The 1,669-nt window shown below is 51.2% G+C and carries 2 protein-coding genes and 1 pseudogene; all 3 read right to left on the bottom strand.

All coding sequences use genetic code 11. The annotated features are described in order from the left end of the window. Nucleotides 1-207 (bottom strand): annotated as a pseudogene (locus AACY08_RS30710) (hypothetical protein); the annotation flags it as partial. 26 nt (nt 208-233) lie between these two features. Next, on the bottom strand, nt 234-845 hold the full coding sequence (locus tag AACY08_RS27425) for an imm11 family protein (protein WP_339436638.1): 612 nt from the start codon (nt 843-845) through the stop codon (nt 234-236). Nucleotides 846-854: 9 nt separating this feature from the next. After that, a partial coding sequence (locus tag AACY08_RS27430) for an RHS repeat-associated core domain-containing protein (protein WP_339472252.1) occupies nt 855-1,669 on the bottom strand: 815 nt, incomplete at its 5' end.

Below are 1,669 nucleotides of genomic sequence, written 5' to 3' on the forward strand. Positions count from 1 at the left end.
GATCAGGTTGTCGGCGGGGTCGTATTCAAACTGTTTTTGCGCCGCAGCGGGCAGCAAGGTTGACTGACTGGCGTGACGGCGCTGGCGTGAACGCAGGCGGCCGCTGCGGTCGTATTCGCTGCGGGTGTTCAGTTGGCCCTGGGTGCGCATTACTTCGCAGTGCAGGCGGTCGCGCTAGAAGTCGTCGAATACCTGATGGTCGATGTGGGGTTCAGGCTGCCTGAAGCCCTCCATCATGCCTGGTCTTTATAAGGTGTGAATGATCGGTTAGCGATGTAGAAGCCTAGGCCTTTGTCGCCTTTGAACCTGTTTTCTATCATGGCGTCAGCCAGCTCCTGAGAAATCAAAAGATCTCCAGAATCCCGCTCGCGTGCAATCTCTCCCATTCCTGCGGCAGTATCATGAAACCAGATTTCATTAAAATAGAGTATCGAGCCACTGTCGGAGAGCTCCGCTACCGACTTACTCTTATCAACAGCTCTTATAGTTTGAGCAGCGTTGACGATGTAATAGTCCTCAGTCACTTCTTCTCCGTTGGCAGCAATGCTTGTGGGCTTTAATAACTGAATATGAACGCTGGCTTTCTGTGCGAGGAAATGCGCTAACCGCTGGCTCACCAAGGGTATGTCACCCAACAACCATAAGCAGTCGTAAGCCGTTAGTTTTTTCTTTGAGCATGGGAAAAATATTTTGGGACTATCCATGTCGACAGGGAAAGTTTTTCCCGACAGTAGCGACAAATAATCAAAATTCGACCCTGCCGTCTCATAGGAACCGCTCTCGGCGTCGTATGAACCCAGCAACTTTTCGTTGTGATAAACAGGCGCTTTCCAGCTTAAAATCATTTCAAATTCCTAATTGTAATGCGCGCCCGGACGCGCATTTTTATTCAATTGCCTCTCGCCGGAGCGGAGTAATTTACGCTCATCGGATACGATTTTATCCAGCGCTTTGCGGTATTGGGCCTGATTCCAGTTTTCACGTTTGCCAACCCTATGCACTTGGTCCATTTTGCTTCCAAGGTTTTGGTTGACCCTAGCTGCGTGGCGGCCTTGATGTATCGAACGACTCCCATCAGTCAAGGCACGTGTTTTGTTGGGCAGGAATATTTTGTTTTGCCGACTTTGTAAGTCAAACCCAGCCAATTTAAGCAGCGGGTGGTTCTTCGTACTGGCGTGCTTATCGCTCAATATGTGATGGTCTTGATAACCCTGTTTTTTCAGGCGTCCAATACGTCGGTTGATGGATGACGTACAACTCCAGCCCAGCGGATCGATCCAGCCGTACGGGTTGGCTGCATACGCATATAGATTGATTCCCCCCGCCAACCCAATCGGATCGGGCGTCGTAAACCGCCCCACATCCGGATCATAAAACCGAAACGTGTTGTAGTGCAGCCCAATTTCCCGATCCAGATACTGCCCCTGAAACCGCAGGTTCTGCTCTTCGATGTAATAAGGCTCACGTACTTCCTCAACCGTATTGCCCCACACCCGATAAGTAGCCTGCCAGACGCTGTGCCCATCGGCCTCGGTTAGTTGCTCGGGCAACCCGTTCAGGTCGTTGTGGTAGTAGCGAATCTTCTGCAACGGACCAACGCCGTCGACGCGGGCAAGGGGTTCGTAGCCGTCATCATCGTAAACATAGAGGCTGGTCTGGCTGTGTTTAT

Origin of the sequence: Pseudomonas sp. EL_65y_Pfl1_R83, from assembly GCF_963970695.1 — a bacterium.
GTDB lineage: Bacteria > Pseudomonadota > Gammaproteobacteria > Pseudomonadales > Pseudomonadaceae > Aquipseudomonas > Aquipseudomonas tritici.